A 13,016-nucleotide genomic window follows, 5' to 3' on the forward strand; every position below is an offset into this window, starting at 1 on the left:
AAGTGACATGACGTCAGAACTCGCGATGCCTACGCTGGCTCCACCACGCGCGTACCGCTCTCACGCCACGGACACCCAAGCGATCACAGGTATCTCGGGAGCCTCCAGTGAAAAGTGCAAGAATCGCGCTCTGTGCTCTGCTCGCCACCGGGACTGTCGGCCTCTCGCCCGCCACCGCCTCGTCGACCTCGGCACCCCGCAGCGCGTTCACCCTGACCAGCGCCGCGTTCGCCGACGGCGGCGTCATCCCCAAGGTCCACGAGTGCACCAGTGGCGGGGGAAGCGACCCGAGCAAGAGGAACGAGTCCCCTCCCCTGACCTGGTCGGGCGCTCCGAGCGCCGCCAAGAGCTACGCGATCGTCATGCGCGATGTGGACAACTCCCACCTCATTCACTGGGTCATCTACGACATCCCGGCGAGCACGACCACGCTCCCCCAGAACGTCGACCACGCGTACCGGCCCTCGACGCCGGCGGGGGCCAGGCAGGTCTACTACCGGGGCAGCGCGAGCCTCTACGGCTACCAGGGACCGTGCTCACCCTCGACGGTGAACACGTACGACTTCGTCGTCCACGCGCTCGACCAGGCATCGCTGACCAACCTGAACGCCAACTCGTCGACCCGGACCGCCGCCAGGGAGATCGCCGCGGCGACGATCGGGTCGGCCAGGATCACCGGCGAGTCGTAGCACCGCCGCGCCGGTGTGCCGTTCCGCCTCCCCAGCGACCGTGGCGGAACGGCCCCCGGGCCGGCACCGGACTCACGCACCATCACTGGAGCCCTGCTGTCGCGACCGGCACCCCGCCCTCCGGCGCGACCGACGGTCGCCGCTCACCGCGCGGCGCTCGCCGCTCCTCAGCGCCGCAGGTCCACCGCGAGCGAGTAGAGCCGGGTCGACTGGCTCTTGCGGCCGTTGTTGTCGGCGACCAGGTACAGCGGGCGCGCGCCCTTGTGCTTCCCTTCCGTCCACTCGGGACCGAGGGCCATGCCCTCCACGTTCTGCAGGATCGGGTTGCTCTGCGGCTCGTCCGACGTCACCCCGCCGTCCGGGCACTTCCGCAGGTCGAGCAGCGGTTCCGACCGCTTGTGGAGCAGGGCGTCGGCCGTGCCCTCGTCCAACGCGTCGATGTCCGCGACGTCCACGGCGTCGGCCACGTCCACCACGTAGACGCGGATGCCGTTGCCCAGGCCGCGCAGGTAGCCGCGCTCAAGCGCCAGCAGCCGCGTGTCGTCCACGGCGATCAGGTCGCTGAGGTAGTGCCCCTCCTCGGTCTGGTAGGCGAACTGCTTGTCGGGCACGTAGTCGCCGCCCGGCTTGCCCCTGAGGCGCTGGATACGAACCTGGTGCCGCCCGTGCACGTCCGCGTCGCGGATCAGCGGCCCCTCGGCGCCGGTGTACAGGTACGTGCCGCTCTCCGTGACGGTCAGGGATTCGAGGCTGCGCGAGCGTGGGGCCTCGCCGCGGGGCGGCGGGTAGAACGCGTCGGGCAACGCGAAGTCCCTGCCGATCTGCCGCCCGGTGGCCAGGTCGAACCGGCGCAGCGCGGGCCCCCGCTCGGCGGTGGCCAGCACGGTACGCCCGCCCTTCTCGATGACCAGGCCCTCGCCGTCGAACTCGGTGAACTTCCCCCCGTCCGCCCGGTAGAGCCCGAGCACTCCCGTGACCTCCGGTCGCAGCGACTCCGGGGAGCCGAGCTGGAGACGGAACAACTGCCCCGGCTCCTCGTCGCGCAGCGCGATCGCCCCGGCCTCGGCGCCCCCGGTGAGGGCCAGCGCCGACAGGCCCTCCACCTTGGTGCCCTGCCACTCGTCGTGCTCGTTCAGCGCGTCGGAGACGCTGAGGAGCGAGGCTTTGCTGCCCTTGCCACAGGGCCCGGTCAGCACCGGCGCGGGCTTGGCCTCGGGCGCGCGGGCCGGTCGGCCGTCGTCGGCCAGTTCGTGGCCGGTGAGGCCGCCGGCCGCCGCGACACCGGCCAGCACCGCCCCGGCCGCGGCGAGCCGCACCCTGTTCCAGTACGGAACGTGGGGCGGCACCGGCTCCGCCGGGCTCAGCCGGTTGCGGATGAAGGGGAGCTTGCCGACGTCGTGGGAGTCCTGCTTGCCGGGCAGCGGCATGTTGCGCTTGCCCAGCGACCGCCTGATCGCGGCGTAGACGTCGTCGAGGGAGAGGTGTTGTTGCTCGGCGCGGTCCGGCACGCCCTGCCGAATGACGTTGAGCAACTCCCCGGTGAAGGCCGTGTAGGGCTCCCCGCTCGGCGCCATCGCCAGGGCGTTGCGCGGCGTCGCGGTCATGACGTACGAACCCTCGATGGCCACCAGGTCGTCCACCTCGTGGGAGGACAGGCCCTCGACCGCGTTGCCGCTGTAGCAGCAGTCGAGGATCACGACGCGGCGCCCGATGGTCGCACGGTGTTCCAGCAGGATGCCGCGGAGCGTCGCGTACCGCACCGCGGTCTCGCTGTAGTGCCGGTGGGTGGCCCGGTGGGTGAGGTGGAGTTCGCTGTTGCCGTGCAGGACGCCGTGGCCCGCGTAGTAGATCAGCAGCGTGTCGGTGGCCAGTTCGGCGGCCTTGCGGATGGGCAGGGTCACGTCCTCGACGGTCGCCGGGTCCGAGACCACCTTCATCCGCTCCGGCGGGATGCCCCACACGTCGGGGTCGCGCAACTCCCGTGCCAGGGCCTCGACGTTGCGCGCCACGGAGGCGAGCCGCGGCAGTTCCCGCTCGTTGTACGTGCTGACGCCGATGAGGACGCAGGCCGATCTCGCGGGGTCGATGCGCTGGGCGAGCCCGTCCCGCGCCGGCTGCGCGCCCGATGCCACCGCGGCATCCGGTCCCCTCATGCCGGGTCCTCGCGCAACAGCTCGTCCAACGCCCGGCGAACGGCGTCCGGGTCGCTCACGTCGACGCCGGTGAGCGTGACGCGCCTGCCGTCCCGCTCGACGGTCAAAGAGGACTCGCCACGGGTGGCGTGCGCGGCACGCCAGGTGGCGATGGCCACGGCGAGCGCCCCGAGCTGCACCGAGGAGTCGAAGACGAACTGGATGACGTCGAAGGCCCCACCCATCTCGCCGGGCCTCGGCGCCGCGCCGAGTCGTCGTAGGTGAACGCCGTCGGCCCGCAACCGCGGTGCGGCGTCGCCGAGCCACTGGTACAGCGAGTGAGGGTCGTTGTCGTTGCTCGGGTTGTGCACCCGAAGCTGGATGTTCATGCCTTGCCCCCGTGATGTGAGCCCATCCGATGCTCGCACTCCACACCTACCCACCGAGCCGTCCCCACGTGCTCGCGGCACGGTCGACGGGTGGTGCCGTACAAGTATGCGACGAGGTCGACTGGCGGGTGCAACTCGTCTTTTCCGGTATGCACTTGGGGGTGTGGCGGCGTCCGGGCCGGGGCGGTACGGCCGGAGGCCGGCAGGCCCCGGAGCTGTCAGGAACCGCGCGCACATCCGCCACCGCACGCATCACCTCCGCACGGTCACACCCGACGCCGGACAGTCCGACCACTACCCCGTGTACGCGAGCATCGCCCTGCCCACCACCTGACCTCGGTCAGCCTCGGCGAGCGGGGAGGCACAGGGCAGGGCAGGCGGCGCGGGTGGGTCGGCCAGAGCGCGGTCCGGCCGACCCGAGGAGGTCAACGGCCTCTCGGACAGCCCCGAGAAGCCGTCGACGCGCCCGCCAACCGGCCGCTCGCCTACCGGACCCGCGCCCACCACGTCGCGAGGCCGATGACGGCGGTACCGCACGCGTACGACGCGCCGCGCAGGAAGTTGGTGGCGACGAGTCGGCCGTAGCGCCGCCATCGAACTGCTGGACGCTGCCTCATAGACTGCACGTGGAGCCCCTTTCGTGAACACACGATTCGACGGTGGTTCCGCGCGAGGGAGCCCCACAGCCGCAGGTTGGTCGCCGGATGGCTGCACTCGGGCTCCCTCGTGCTCTGTCGAGCCTACGAGATTGCGCGCTTGTGAATTCACCCGGGGTGCCTCACCTCCCGACCGCGAACTCCCCACGGGTGGACGGGTGATGGCGGCAGGGGCCGCCCGCGCGAGAGAAGTGCCAGGTCGCGCCGTGCGGGCCGGGGTGCCGCGACCCGCTCGCGCATCGGCCCCTGGATTCCACGTGCGGGCCCGGCCCGGGCGAATTCACCCCGCACGGCCCGGATGCCCGCAACCACGGCGTCCACCCGCTCCACCCGGAGCAGGGCCTGACGGACGTGACGGAGCTGCCGGCGTACGAGTTCTTCGGCGCGTCCGGCGACCTGGTGACGACGCCGAAGGACCTGAACGCGTTCTGGGACGGCCTGTTCGGCGGCAAGCTGCTGCCGCGCTGGGCGCTGTGACAGATGACGCAGGACACGACAGACGTCGGCGGGTGCGACGTGTACCCGGAGGGCAGCCGGTACGGGTACGGCGTGGCGAGCATCCCGCTCTCCTGCGGCGGCACGTACCGGGGGCACGGCGGCGATCTTCCCGGCGTCTCGGTGGGCGGCGGTCGCGCCACCGACGGCCGCGGCACCGTCACCGTCTACACCACCACCGTGGCGGCCCAGGGCGCCAGGCTCGCCCACCTCCAGGGCGCGGTGGACGCCGCCCTGTGCGACGGGCGTTGACCCGTCGCCGGGCCCCCGGCCGGGTCCACGTCCCGGCACTCCTCGAACGCACCAAACCCCGACGGCCGAACCCGGCCGACCACCGCGCCCGACGGGTTCCGCACCCGGGCGCGAGGCGCCACAATGCCCTTGTCCGCGAGGGCACACGAGTCCAGGACGCACCGCCACGACCGCGCCCAAGACCGGAGGGAGCGCGCATGACCAGCCAGTTCGACGGTCTGGCCGCCGACTACGCGCGCATGGCGCCCGAGCATCCGGTGCGCGCGTACGTCGAACGACACACCCTGCTGGAGACGCTCGGCGACGTACACGGCACCCGGGCCCTCGACCTGGGCTGCGGCGCTGGCGTGTACACCCGGCTGCTGCGCGAGCGCGGGGCCGTGGACGTCACCGGCACCGACGTGTCCGAGGGCATGCTGGAGATCGCCCGCCGCCGCGAGCGCGCGGACGGACTCGGCGTGCGCTACCTCCGGCGGGACGCCACCAGGGCGGACGACCCGGTCGACAGCGCGCTCGACGGCGCCTTCGAGCTGGTCGTCAGCGTGTACGCGCTGCCGTACGCGGCCACGGAGGAGGAGTTGACCACCATGTGCCGCACGGCACGCCGGGCGCTCGGCCCCTCCGGCGGACGCCTCGTCGCCGCCACGCTCGATCCGGACATCTCCGCGGAGCCCGGGTACTACGACGCGTACGGGTTCGAGGTCTCCGCGCTCGCGGACGCCGACAGCGCGGCGGCCGACGGGGCGCCGATCCGGCTGACGCTCCGGTGGGCGGACACCGTCATCCCGCTCGACGTACGCCGGTGGTCGGCGCCGACCATCGAACGGGCCCTGCGTCGCGCCGGGTTCGACACGGTCGAACGGGTCCGGCCACGCGTCTCCGACGAGGGGCGACAGCGGTTCGGTGACACGTACTGGCGCGACTACCTCGCCCGCCCACACCTGCTGATCCTGGACTGCACGGCAGGCCCGACCACGCCCCACACCGCCATCCCCGACCCGGACGCCCCCGCTCCGTGAGGCGGCCGTGCGCCGCCCTTCGTCCGTCGGTGGCGGCGCGCTGCGACCGCGTGCGTGGGGGTGGGTGGGGGCGGGTGGGCAGGTGCGCGGGTGCGTGTGGGGGCCTTCGTCACTGCTGCGGTCAGCACGTTGGTGGGGTAGGGTCGCGCCGAGCGTGACCTCTGCGGCACCCCGGGACGCGCAGTCAGCGGGGTTGCCGGTCTCGCCGCCTCGGTGACCCGGATGATGGTCGCCGACGGCACCACTCTCGGCCAGGAAACCCGGTCGGCATCCGGCCCCTACCGGTCCCGTCCGTACCGGTCCGACCCGGTCCGTTCCGGCCCCAGCCTGTCCGATCCGGGCTCGGTGCGTCCTCGACGACGAGCCGAGCGAACCGCCCCACTGCCTCACCCGTTGACAGGCAAGCCGGCGTCGCCGCCGCCGAGTTGGCCCGTGGGTCACGGCGTCATCGTCGCACCGGGGCCGATCGCCGGACACATCGACAGGCCCCCATCGAGCGCGTCCCACCAACACGCGCACACCCACCACGAAGGGAAACACCCGGCATGAACGTGCCCACCCGCCTCACCGACTGCCCCGAGCGTCAGATGCTCGCGTACATCCTCGACCACACACGGGCCGAACTGATCGACACGGTCCGCGGCCTCTCCGAGGCGGAGGCGCGCCAGCGCCGCGTCTCGTCCCTGACCACGCCGATCGGACTGATCAAGCACGCCGCGTTCGCGGAGCGGAAGTGGTTCCAACACATTCTCGGTGGCCTGCCGGAAGCCGCGTGCGACGGGGCGATGGTGGGTGAGGAGAGCTTCGTGGCCGGCGACGGCGAAACCCTCGCCGACGTCATCGCCGAGTTCGAGCGCGCCAGCGACCGCGCGCGGGCCATCGCCGCGGACATCGACCTGGACGCCACCCGACACCACCCGTCCTGCGGCACCGTGAGCCTGCGCTGGATCTACCTGCTCATGATCCAGGAGTTCGCTCGCCATGCCGGCCACAACGACATCCTGCGGGAGCAGACCGTCGACAGTCGTGACGCCGATGGCCGTCAACCCCGTTAGCAGCCGCCGGGCCCGGGCCGATCCGTCACGCCCCGTCGCGGCAGCCACAGTCGCAGCCGCAGCCGCCGGGTGGTCGCCCTCCCGTGCCGGTCGGCGCCGCGCCGCCCGTGGCCGGCGGGCTGACGCCCCGCGCGACGCGGCCGGCCCCGGCCTCAAGCCGGGGAGGACGGGGCCGAGGACGGTGTCGGGTACGGCACCACCGGGACGTGCGCCACGACGCGCCCCTCCTCGTCCTCCACGACCAGGGCGGTGATGGTCTCCTTGCGCAGAGCCGTCGTCATGCGGGTGGACACGCGCGCGCCCGAGGTGGCGTTGACGCTGCCGCCGGAGGCGCGCGCCCCGTCGGCGTTGACGGCCATCAGCCGGTAGCTCTCACCCGACTTCAGCCCGGACAGGGCCACGGGTACCTCGGTGCCCCACGGGTGGCTGACCATCCTGCCCTCGCGTACCAGCGCCACGGACGCCGTGGGTGGCGGGTCCTCGTCCCCGAAGCCGATCAGCGGGACGAGGGCTCCGGCCGCCGCGATCAGGGCGGTGGCCACGCCCAGCGCGACGCGCCGGCGGCGCGCGGGCCGGGCGGGCGCGGTGTCCGCCACGGCTTGGCTGACGCGGTCGCCGAGTTCACGCGCGGGCCGATCCTGCCGCGCGCGGGCCCGGTCGTCCGACCAGCCCGCGCGCGGGTCCGCCCGGCGCAGCGTCCGGACCACGTCGTCGGTTTCGGCCTGCTCACGGGCGCACTCCGGGCACCGGTCGAGGTGTCGGGCCAGGTCCGTCGGCAGGGGTGTGCCGAGGAGCAGGTGCTCGGTCAGCGCGTGGCGGAAGGGCAGGCATGGTTCGTTCATGGTGCCAGCCACCCGTTCTCCTCCAGGATGAGCCTGAGCGCGCGTACGCCGTAGTACAGCCGGCTGCGCATGGTGGACGCCGGTACGCCCAGCTCCGCACCCAACTCGGCGCAGGTACGACCGCCGAAGTACACCTCGACCACCGCCTCCCGGTGTTCTGGGCTCAGTCGCCGCAACGCCTCACCGAGTTGGATACGTTCCAGTAGCTGATCGACGGCGTCGGCCTCCGATGGTCGTTCGGATTCGGGTACGGCGTCCCACGAGGAGTGCCCGGCGCCCTCCCGCGTGTGGCGCCGTCGCATGGCGTCCACCACTCCGTTTCTGGCGATGGCGAAGAGCCAGGTGCGCAGGGAGCCCTGGCCCGGGTCGAAGCCCCGGGGGGAGCGCCAGGCCCGGACGAAGGTCTCCTGTACGACGTCCTCGGCGAGTTGCCGGTCGCCCAGCGCCCTGAAGGCGAAGCCGAGGAGTTCGCCGCCGTAGCGGTCGTAGGCGGCCCGCACCTCGGTCTCGGTCCGCAGGCCGGCGGGCTGCGCGTCGCGTGACGCGAAGCGCTCGCGCAGCCACCGTGCGGGGCTACCGCTCACCGACACTGCCATCCCCCTGCACACCCGCACCCGGTCCGCGCCCTGGCGTCATCGTGCCCGCCCTCCCGGAGACTCCGTGTCCACCAAGGGGATACGCGGCGGGCGGCGGGTGTGTTGACCGGACCGGGGACGGGTTCGGGCGCCGGGCGGCCGGCCCCGGCCGGTGGTCATCGGCGGGGAGACGGGGGCGGCTCGTGCGGCGTGCCGAGGGTGTGGGTCACCGTGCGGCTGGCCACGTCCACGACGGCGATGGTCAGGTCCTCGTTGAGCACCCACGCGGTCCGGGAGTCGGAGCTGAAGGTGATCGCCTGGCGGGGCCCCTTCAACAGGCGCCGCTCGTCCTTGAGGTCCGTCCCCCTGCCGGTCTTCGGGTCCATGGCAGTCACCGTACTGTCCCGGAGGTTTCCCACGAACAGGACCGACTCGTCGGGTGAGAGCACGGCGCCGTAGGGCGTCTTCCCCTCCCCCACCGGGTGCTTCACGTGCTCGATGTGCTGGCCGAGGGTGACGAAGGAGATCGAGTCGTCGGCGCTGTTGGCCGCGTACAGCCGCTTGCCGTCCTTACTGACGGACAGCCCGCGCACGCCCACGAAACCGGTGATGTCGACCGGCTTGGGCCGGTCCGTGGTGGTCGTGACGTCCACGATCGAGATCCTGCCCGTCCTGCCGTCGCCGTAGTTGGTGACGAACAGCCTGTCCTCGGCCGGCGCCAGCTTCACGCCCTGGCGCGGGTGGTCGAACCCGCCGATGACGCCGTTCGAGACCGCCCTGCGGGTGGTCTGGTCGACCTCGGTGACGGTGCCCGCGGCCTGGTTGTTGGCGAACAGCCGCCTGCCGTCCCTGGACTGCGCGGTGCCGAACACGCCGGCGCCGAGCGGCAGGCGGTGCGTCACCCGGAAGGTGCCCACGGCGATCCGGTCCACGACGCCGAGCGTGCTGTCCGAGACGGTGAAGCTCCCGCCGTCCGGGGCGAACAGGACGTTGCGCGGGGTGACGTAGCCGTTGATCCGCTTGATCGTGTGCCCGTCCGCCAGGTCGACGACGCGCACGTGGTCGAAGCCGGAGGCCGTGACCACGGCGGTCCTCTCGTCGGGGCTGATCGCCATGGTGTTGTTGTTGATCGTGCCGTCGAACGGCATCCGCTTCCCGTCGACGAGACCGTCGTACGCACCGAATTCCGGTACGGCGCCGGGCCTCGCCCCCGCCCCGTCCGCGCTCGCCGGGGTCAGCGTGACCGGCACCGCCAGGGCGGCGAGAGCGGTGGTGGCGAGCAGCGTGCGGCGCAGGGTGGTCCTGGTGTTCCTCGTACGGACTGTCTTCGGGCGGGCTGTCTCCATGCGGGCTGTCTCCCTTGTTCGCGGTGTCCACGTGGGGTGGGCACGCGTGGCTGTGCACGATGGCGGCACCTGTGTCGGTCGCGGTCTCACTCGTCAGGCATCCGCCGCCCTCCAGTTCCGGGCCGGGCGGCCCACCGGGCGTGCGCGATGGCCACGGTGGCGCTCGCCCGGTGGGTTCGGAGCGCTGCTGAGTTGATCGTTCGCGCGGCGAAGTGCCGTGCCGCGTCCGCACGTTCGCGCTGTCTGTCGGCTCGTCGGCCGCGTTCACCAGGGGATACGCGGCGCCGCCGCGCGGTGTTGAAGGGGAGCGGATATTTCCGTCCCAGCGTGTCCGCAGTGCGGGGCGGTGCCGGTCAGCCGAGGGAGTACGGGGCGGGCCGCGTGGCCCGCCGGGTGGGTGTGGCCGGCGGGCTCACGCCGTTGGGTCGGCGAACGCGGGCCGCGTGCCGTACGTCGCGACCGCCTCGGGGTCGAGGGTCACGCCGAGGCCGGGGCCGGCGGGGATGTCGAGGTAGCCGTCGGCGTCGAGTCGCCAACCGCCCGCGACGAGATCGTCCACGTAAGCCGACCCGGTCTTGTACTCGACGAGGTCCGTGGACGCGAGCGCGGCGGAGAGGTGCAGATCAGCGGCGAGGCCGATGGCCGTGTTCCAGCCGTGCGGGATCAGTCGGATACCGAGGTCCTGGGCCTGCCAGCCGATCCGGCGTGACTCGCTCAACCCGCCCCCCTTCGTGGTGTCGGGCTGGACGATGTCGAAGGCGCGCCGCCGCAGGTAGGGGGCGAAGCCCTGCCTGCGGGTGAGGACCTCGCCGCCGCTGATCGGCACGGGCGAACCGGCCCGCAGCTCGGCGAAGCCGTCGAGGTCGTCCGGCGCGAGAGGCTCCTCGAACCAGGCGACGTCGTGGTCGGCGAGCATCCGCGCGGTGCGCTTCGCCCAGGCCAGGCCGCCGGGGAAGAAAGCCTCGGAGCCGCCGGCGTCGACCGCGAGGAGGCGGTCGCCGACCGCGGCGCGGGCGGCGGCGACGGTGCGCTCGTCGGTGGCGGCGTCCACCCGGCCGAACCTCCACCAGCCGATCTTGAAGGCGGTGAACCCCTGCTCGACAAGGGCGGTGAGGGTGTCCGTCATCGGCCCGGCCTCGTCCATCAGCACCGAGGCGTAGGGGCGCACCCGGGTGCGGTGGCGTCCGCCGAGCAGCCGGCCGACCGGCTGGCCGAGCGCCTGGCCGGCGATGTCCCACAGCGCGATGTCGATCGCGCTCGTCGCGTGCGTGAGCGAGCCGCCCCGACCCATCCAGAACGCGGTCTGGTGCAGCGTTTCGGTGATGCGCTCGACCTCGATCGGGTGCTGGCCGACGAGGTGCGGAAGCAACAGGTCGAGGGCGCCCCGCACGAGGTCCTCGGTGGTGAAGGCGCTTCCGACGCCGGTGATGCCCGCGTCGGTGTGCACGGCGACGAGCGTGTGCACGACGTCGTCCGGGCGCAGTTCGTTGGACCAACCGCCCTCGGGGGTCGCCCCGCGCAGACCGCATGTCTCGACCCTGGTGATTCTCATGAGTGCCTCTCGTGGTGGGTGCTCGCCGCCCCGGACGCCAACGAGGCGGGGGCCGATTTCGGGACCGTACCCGACCCGGCAGGAGATTGTCGACAATCGACCATTAGGTTACAGTCTGCCGAGACGCCCGTCATTGGCGGGACCGGCTACACCCGGGCTGCGCGAGACCATCCCCGCCGACGAGCCCACGAGCCCACGAGCCCACAAAGCAAACGACTCCACGACCCCGCCGATCGCCAGAAGCACCTCCCCACCGCCTCACCCAGCGGCCCCGACCCCTCACCGACCCCGAAAAAGGGCGCTCGATTGTCGACAAAATACGACCCCTGTTACGCTCCGGCCATGTCCGGTCTCTCCGCGCTGCCCGCGCTCTCCTCCGCGTCCCTCGCCTCCCGCCGCGAAACCGTCGCCGACGTGCTGCGCGAGGCGATCACCGTGGGCCAGCTCCCCGCGGGCCAGAAGCTCACCGAGGCGGGGGTCGCCGCGCAGTTGGGCACCAGCAGGGCGCCGGTCCGCGAGGCGCTGCGCCAGTTGGAGCAGGAGGGGCTGGTGATCTCCTACCCGTACCGCGGCACGGAGGTGCTGGGCGTCTCCCAGGAGGAGACCGAGAACGTCCTCGTACCGGTCCGCGTCTCCCTGGAGAAGTTCGCCTTCCGCAAGGCGATGCCCCGGCTGACCGACGCCGACTACGCCCACCTCGAGTCGCTCGTCCGCAACATGGCGGCGGCGGCCGAGGCGGCGGACGCCGCGTCGCTCGCCGACGAGGACATCCGCTTCCACGAGGCGGTCGTGACCCTGTCCGGGCAGCAGCACTGCCTCCAGATCTGGCGCTCGATCCAGCCGCGCGTGCGCTCCTACTTCCGGCGCGACGCGAGCCACTACGCGGACGCCACCGTGGTCGCCGAGCAACACCGCGAACTCGTCGACGCCCTGCGCGCGGGCGACGAACAGGCACTGGACCGCGCCGTCACCGCGCACATCAACACCCACCTCGGAGCCACCAAGGACCCCGCGGAATGACCAGGACGATCCTGATCACCGGCGGCGGCAGCGGCATCGGTCGCGCCACCGCCCTTGAGGCGGCCCGTCGGGGCTGGACCGTCGGCGTCCTCGACCAGGACGGCGGGCGCGCCGCGCGGGCGGCGGCCGAGGCCAGGCGCGTCGGCGCCCCCGAGACCTGGTCGGCCGCGTCGGACGTCACCGACGAACGGAGCCTGGCCGACGCGTTCGACGCGGCGGGCACCGCGCTGGGCCCGGTGGACGGGGTGATCGCGAGCGCCGGCATCGAGATCAACGAGCCCCTGCCCCGGATGTCCCTGGACACCTGGCGCCGCGTGCTCGACGTGAACCTCACCGGCACCTTCCTGACCGTACGCGCGGCCGCCCAGATCCTCCGGGACGCCGGACGGCCGGGCTCGCTGGTGTGCATGTCGTCCCCGGCCGCCTTCGTCGGCTTCGCGGGCGGCTCGAACAGCGCGTACGGAGCGTCCAAGGGCGGGGTCTCCGCGTTCGTACGGGCCGCCGCCATCGACCTGGCCCCGCACGGCATCCGCGTCAACGCCGTCGTCCCCGGCGCCACCGACACGCCCATGCTCTACTTCGGCCTCGACGGCGCCGAGTTGGCGGCCGAACGCGCGCGCCTGAGCGACGCCGCGGCGCGCCAGATCCCGCTCGGACGGATGGCCGACCCCGCCGAGATCGCCCGCGCCGCCACCTGGCTGCTCTCCGACGACGCCTCGTACGTCACGGGCAGCCACCTGGTGTGCGACGGCGGCCTCACGGCCAAGAGCGCCAACGACTTCTGACGGTCACAGGCCGGCCCGGAGGCACCGGGTGGGCGAGCGCGAGGTTCGCCAGGCCGAGGAACGCGGCGCGGCAGCGGGTCGTTGACGGATCTCCCGCGGGCCGAGGCGAGGGGACCGTCCCCGCCCGCGCCGTTGGTCGATCCCTGTCGGCGCGCCCGGGGTACGGAGCGGGGTGAGCCAGCCGAAGGGCGGTACGTGCCGGGGCTCCG

At 72.7% G+C, this 13,016-nt stretch carries 13 protein-coding genes; 7 read left to right on the plus strand and 6 right to left on the minus strand.

Going from position 1 to position 13,016, the window contains the following annotated elements; all coding sequences use genetic code 11:
- Nucleotides 1–107: 107 nt before the first annotated feature.
- Nucleotides 108–689 carry a YbhB/YbcL family Raf kinase inhibitor-like protein gene (locus AC3CHW_RS01765; RefSeq protein ID WP_488469301.1) on the plus strand — a complete coding sequence of 194 codons (582 nt, stop codon included), beginning with the start codon at nt 108–110 and terminating at the stop codon, nt 687–689.
- Between the two features lie 167 nt (nt 690–856).
- Here AC3CHW_RS01765 and AC3CHW_RS01770 read toward each other — a convergent pair whose 3' ends face one another.
- Both AC3CHW_RS01770 and AC3CHW_RS01775 read right to left on the minus strand, forming a co-directional pair.
- Nucleotides 857–2,842: a caspase, EACC1-associated type gene (locus AC3CHW_RS01770; protein WP_488469302.1), complete on the minus strand. Its 1,986-nt coding sequence runs from the start codon at nt 2,840–2,842 to the stop codon at nt 857–859.
- The gene (locus tag AC3CHW_RS01775) at nt 2,839–3,210 is read right to left on the minus strand and encodes an effector-associated constant component EACC1 (protein WP_381166389.1); all 372 of its coding nucleotides are present in this window, start codon (nt 3,208–3,210) and stop codon (nt 2,839–2,841) included. The genes AC3CHW_RS01770 and AC3CHW_RS01775 overlap by 4 nt, the downstream gene beginning before the upstream one ends.
- 1,007 nt (nt 3,211–4,217) lie before the next feature.
- Here AC3CHW_RS01775 and AC3CHW_RS01780 point away from each other — a divergent pair.
- The 4 genes from AC3CHW_RS01780 to AC3CHW_RS01795 all read left to right on the plus strand — a co-directional run bounded on the left by AC3CHW_RS01780 (nt 4,218) and on the right by AC3CHW_RS01795 (nt 6,687).
- The gene (locus AC3CHW_RS01780) at nt 4,218–4,343 is read left to right on the plus strand and encodes a hypothetical protein (RefSeq protein ID WP_488469303.1); all 126 of its coding nucleotides are present in this window, start codon (nt 4,218–4,220) and stop codon (nt 4,341–4,343) included.
- 3 nt (nt 4,344–4,346) lie between these two features.
- Nucleotides 4,347–4,613 carry a hypothetical protein gene (locus AC3CHW_RS01785; RefSeq protein ID WP_488469304.1) on the plus strand — a complete coding sequence of 89 codons (267 nt, stop codon included), beginning with the start codon at nt 4,347–4,349 and terminating at the stop codon, nt 4,611–4,613.
- A 197-nt stretch (nt 4,614–4,810) separates the two neighbouring features.
- Nucleotides 4,811–5,632: a class I SAM-dependent methyltransferase gene (locus AC3CHW_RS01790; protein WP_488469305.1), complete on the plus strand. Its 822-nt coding sequence runs from the start codon at nt 4,811–4,813 to the stop codon at nt 5,630–5,632.
- A 545-nt stretch (nt 5,633–6,177) separates the two neighbouring features.
- Nucleotides 6,178–6,687: a DinB family protein gene (locus AC3CHW_RS01795; protein WP_488469306.1), complete on the plus strand. Its 510-nt coding sequence runs from the start codon at nt 6,178–6,180 to the stop codon at nt 6,685–6,687.
- Nucleotides 6,688–6,839: 152 nt separating this feature from the next.
- Here AC3CHW_RS01795 and AC3CHW_RS01800 read toward each other — a convergent pair whose 3' ends face one another.
- The 4 genes from AC3CHW_RS01800 to AC3CHW_RS01815 form a co-directional block, all read right to left on the minus strand.
- Nucleotides 6,840–7,529 (minus strand): hypothetical protein, encoded by a 690-nt coding sequence (locus tag AC3CHW_RS01800; RefSeq protein WP_488469307.1) that lies wholly within the window; start codon nt 7,527–7,529, stop codon nt 6,840–6,842.
- Nucleotides 7,526–8,113: a sigma-70 family RNA polymerase sigma factor gene (locus AC3CHW_RS01805; RefSeq protein ID WP_398610678.1), complete on the minus strand. Its 588-nt coding sequence runs from the start codon at nt 8,111–8,113 to the stop codon at nt 7,526–7,528. The genes AC3CHW_RS01800 and AC3CHW_RS01805 overlap by 4 nt, the downstream gene beginning before the upstream one ends.
- Nucleotides 8,114–8,280: 167 nt before the next feature.
- Nucleotides 8,281–9,450 (minus strand): YncE family protein, encoded by a 1,170-nt coding sequence (locus AC3CHW_RS01810; protein ID WP_488469308.1) that lies wholly within the window; start codon nt 9,448–9,450, stop codon nt 8,281–8,283.
- Between the two features lie 412 nt (nt 9,451–9,862).
- A complete protein-coding gene (locus tag AC3CHW_RS01815) occupies nt 9,863–11,002 on the minus strand; it encodes a mandelate racemase/muconate lactonizing enzyme family protein (RefSeq protein WP_488469309.1) in 1,140 nt (379 codons plus the stop codon).
- 342 nt (nt 11,003–11,344) lie between these two features.
- Here AC3CHW_RS01815 and AC3CHW_RS01820 point away from each other — a divergent pair, with 342 nt between their 5' ends.
- Nucleotides 11,345–12,022 (plus strand): GntR family transcriptional regulator, encoded by a 678-nt coding sequence (locus tag AC3CHW_RS01820; protein WP_488469310.1) that lies wholly within the window; start codon nt 11,345–11,347, stop codon nt 12,020–12,022.
- Complete coding sequence (locus AC3CHW_RS01825) at nt 12,019–12,807, plus strand: SDR family NAD(P)-dependent oxidoreductase (protein WP_488469311.1); 789 nt, start codon at nt 12,019–12,021, stop codon at nt 12,805–12,807. Before AC3CHW_RS01820 ends, AC3CHW_RS01825 begins: the two co-directional genes overlap by 4 nt.
- Nucleotides 12,808–13,016 lie beyond the last annotated feature (209 nt).

Source organism: Streptomyces sp. MGP-BFMKR1 (assembly GCF_057766585.1).

What these genes read in the sequence shown, in the direction of transcription:
- AC3CHW_RS01770 (WP_488469302.1), bottom strand. Translation starts at nt 2,842, where the DNA reads ATGAGGGGACCGGATGCCGCGGTGGCATCGGGCGCGCAGCCGGCGCGG.
- AC3CHW_RS01775 (WP_381166389.1), bottom strand. Translation starts at nt 3,210, where the DNA reads ATGAACATCCAGCTTCGGGTGCACAACCCGAGCAACGACAACGACCCT.
- AC3CHW_RS01785 (WP_488469304.1), top strand. Translation starts at nt 4,347, where the DNA reads ATGACGCAGGACACGACAGACGTCGGCGGGTGCGACGTGTACCCGGAG.
- AC3CHW_RS01790 (WP_488469305.1), top strand. Translation starts at nt 4,811, where the DNA reads ATGACCAGCCAGTTCGACGGTCTGGCCGCCGACTACGCGCGCATGGCG.
- AC3CHW_RS01795 (WP_488469306.1), top strand. Translation starts at nt 6,178, where the DNA reads ATGAACGTGCCCACCCGCCTCACCGACTGCCCCGAGCGTCAGATGCTC.
- AC3CHW_RS01800 (WP_488469307.1), bottom strand. Translation starts at nt 7,529, where the DNA reads ATGAACGAACCATGCCTGCCCTTCCGCCACGCGCTGACCGAGCACCTG.
- AC3CHW_RS01810 (WP_488469308.1), bottom strand. Translation starts at nt 9,450, where the DNA reads ATGGAGACAGCCCGCCCGAAGACAGTCCGTACGAGGAACACCAGGACC.
- AC3CHW_RS01815 (WP_488469309.1), bottom strand. Translation starts at nt 11,002, where the DNA reads ATGAGAATCACCAGGGTCGAGACATGCGGTCTGCGCGGGGCGACCCCC.
- AC3CHW_RS01820 (WP_488469310.1), top strand. Translation starts at nt 11,345, where the DNA reads ATGTCCGGTCTCTCCGCGCTGCCCGCGCTCTCCTCCGCGTCCCTCGCC.
- AC3CHW_RS01825 (WP_488469311.1), top strand. Translation starts at nt 12,019, where the DNA reads ATGACCAGGACGATCCTGATCACCGGCGGCGGCAGCGGCATCGGTCGC.